The following is a 2,167-nucleotide window of genomic DNA, read 5'->3' as shown; positions in this document are numbered from 1 at the left end:
GACCAAGTGGCCGCTAAACTCAACTCACGACCGAGAAAACGCTATGGCTTCCAGACGCCGATCCAGCGCATGCAACAACTCTCAGGGGTGTTGCACTTGGAGTGTTAATTCACCCCGCACCTTCTTGTATTACGGAAAGCGACAGGCCGTAGAACGAATCAGTCCGGAACTCGTCGTTCCACACGTCTTTGAATGGGTGACGCTTCAAGTACCAAGACATGCCGCGGCACCAAGAACGCCATACTTGCCGTGGAATGTAGCCTTGTTGGTAGAACAAGTACTCCTCAGAACACAAGTTGAAGTAGTCAACGATTACGTTTCGTTGCTCGGTTGTGAGGTCGCCTTCCGAGAGGAGAGACATCAGCTCGCCGTTGAGCGCGTCATAGCGCGCATTGAATGCGGTGAATAGCTGATGGAAGAGCGCTGTTTCCGCGAGCTTCTGCTGTTGGACGAAGTAGCAGAACCCCAAGGTGCCCGCGATTGACGCTCCGATCAGTCCGATCCTGTCATCACCGCCGAACTGAAAAGAAGCTAACGCTGCGGCACCGCCGACGATCGCCGCGATCCACCAGTAGTTTCGGAAAATGAAATGGCGATCCATATCTTGTGCGGTCTAACGCCTGAGTTAAGCCGCACCGATTTGCGGCGGCGGCAAGGCCACAATCTTACGAGGCTTTGCCGACGCCGCGAAGCGGTGTCGGCTTGGACGAATTGTTAGGCCGGAAGCGCTCTACGAAAACGAGCCAGAAAGCAATCAAGACTGGCGGAAAAAAGTAGCTGGCAATGGAAGCAAGAAGGCGATAGATCAGGTGTGGCCTTGGATTGAATAAGATCAAGATTGTCCCGGCGGTGCTGATGATCGCTAGGGATGCGATCACCCCGAGCCACCACCACTTCAAGAGAAAATCCGAGACAGCTGGCGAGATGACCTGGAAGAAGTGCTGTTCCCACCAATAGAACGCCAGCGCGAGCGCTAAGGTGGCTGCAAGAGCGAGCACGAGAAAGCGCCAGATTGCGATGATCTTCATGCTGTAGGCCTAACACCTGAGTTAAGCCGCGCCGCAACGTGGTGTGGCCGAAGCGGACAACAGCGAATGCGGGAAAGCTACCACGACGCCGCGAAGCGGCGTCGGCTTGAACGAATTGTTAGCTGGGAGACCAGCCGTTGATCGCTCTTTGTCCGGTTGCAACCAGAGCCAATTCTGGTGGCGCTTGGTCCGGGCCGGCAAGCCGCTTTGGCGAGAGAAGAGGGCGCCTGCTCTTGGCAATAATTCACAACGCAGGAAATGCCCTTGATCCTGGGCTTTGTCATTGGACTCAAAGTGCTGAACCCAACTCTGGCCCCAGCTAACACCTGAGTTAAGCCGGGCCGATGAGCGGCCGCGGCGTTGGGACAATCTTAGCGCCAGCGCCGAGGCCGCGAAGCGGTCTCGGCTTGAACGAATTGTTAGGTCTTGCTGCTGGGCCAGGCGATCTGAACCTTGCGATGCTTCATGACGCAATCCCGCAAGTACAAGTTGATCAGGCTCTGATACGGGAGGCCTGCCTCATTGGCCATGCCTTTGAAGTAGTCCACGACATCTTCTGAGAGGCGCATGGATACGGGCTTCTTGAGCTTGGCCGCATAAGGGTTCTTGCGGGACTTCATTTTGGAGAGATCGTATTCAGCTTTCATGGTCGTCACGGCTCGTAGTAGGAGCTTTCTTTCTTGGTCGCTTTGCGCGCAGAGATGATGCGGATAACGCCACCGCCGTCACGCTCGCAGTGGCATACAAGGAGTAGGTGGGCGCCGCTGCTCATGCCAAGCATGAGAAACCGGTCTTCTTCTGAGGAATGAGGTTCGTCGAAGAATTGAACGGCGAATTCGTCGTAGAAGACGGTTTGGGCTTCCTCGAAGGAAACGCCATGCTTCTTTAGGTTTGAGGCGGCTTTTGCCGGATCCCACTCAAACTTGATCATCTGTACATTGTATGGATGATCGGTGCTTTTGCAAGACCTAACACCTGAGTTAAGCCGGCCCGCCCGATGCGGTTCCGGTCGGTCCGAGACCGCGAAGCGGGCTCGGCTTGAACGAATTGTTAGGCCGCGCAAGTTAACAAAGTAAGTGCAACACCTGCGACGCCTGAGAAGGAGGCGGTGAGCTGGCAGACTGAAGGCGATCACTCCG

At 55.6% G+C, this 2,167-nt stretch carries 4 protein-coding genes and 1 pseudogene; 1 reads left to right on the top strand and 4 read right to left on the bottom strand.

Going from position 1 to position 2,167, the window contains the following annotated elements; all coding sequences use genetic code 11:
* Window positions 1–108, top strand: a pseudogene (locus ON759_RS14055) (IS30 family transposase); the annotation flags it as partial.
* A 1-nt stretch (window position 109) separates the two neighbouring features.
* Here ON759_RS14055 and ON759_RS13875 read toward each other — a convergent pair.
* The 4 genes from ON759_RS13875 to ON759_RS13860 form a co-directional block, all read right to left on the bottom strand.
* Complete coding sequence (locus tag ON759_RS13875; RefSeq protein WP_271680985.1) at window positions 110–601, bottom strand: hypothetical protein; 492 nt, start codon at window positions 599–601, stop codon at window positions 110–112.
* 64 nt (window positions 602–665) lie between these two features.
* Window positions 666–1,028 carry a hypothetical protein gene (locus ON759_RS13870; RefSeq protein ID WP_271680984.1) on the bottom strand — a complete coding sequence of 121 codons (363 nt, stop codon included), beginning with the start codon at window positions 1,026–1,028 and terminating at the stop codon, window positions 666–668.
* 419 nt (window positions 1,029–1,447) lie between these two features.
* Entirely contained in the window at window positions 1,448–1,675 is a 228-nt protein-coding gene (locus ON759_RS13865; RefSeq protein ID WP_271680983.1) for a CopG family antitoxin, read from the bottom strand.
* A gap of 5 nt (window positions 1,676–1,680) precedes the next feature.
* Window positions 1,681–1,959 carry a BrnT family toxin gene (locus tag ON759_RS13860; RefSeq protein WP_271680982.1) on the bottom strand — a complete coding sequence of 93 codons (279 nt, stop codon included), beginning with the start codon at window positions 1,957–1,959 and terminating at the stop codon, window positions 1,681–1,683.
* Window positions 1,960–2,167 lie beyond the last annotated feature (208 nt).

This window comes from Thermomonas mangrovi (assembly GCF_028201335.1).
In the GTDB taxonomy this organism is placed as follows: Bacteria; Pseudomonadota; Gammaproteobacteria; order Xanthomonadales; family Xanthomonadaceae; genus Thermomonas; species Thermomonas mangrovi.
Note: the sequence above shows the minus strand (reverse complement) of the source record. Positions and strands in the feature narration are given on the sequence as shown.

What these genes read in the sequence shown, in the direction of transcription:
- ON759_RS13875 (WP_271680985.1), bottom strand. Translation starts at nt 601, where the DNA reads ATGGATCGCCATTTCATTTTCCGAAACTACTGGTGGATCGCGGCGATC.
- ON759_RS13870 (WP_271680984.1), bottom strand. Translation starts at nt 1,028, where the DNA reads ATGAAGATCATCGCAATCTGGCGCTTTCTCGTGCTCGCTCTTGCAGCC.
- ON759_RS13865 (WP_271680983.1), bottom strand. Translation starts at nt 1,675, where the DNA reads ATGAAAGCTGAATACGATCTCTCCAAAATGAAGTCCCGCAAGAACCCT.
- ON759_RS13860 (WP_271680982.1), bottom strand. Translation starts at nt 1,959, where the DNA reads ATGATCAAGTTTGAGTGGGATCCGGCAAAAGCCGCCTCAAACCTAAAG.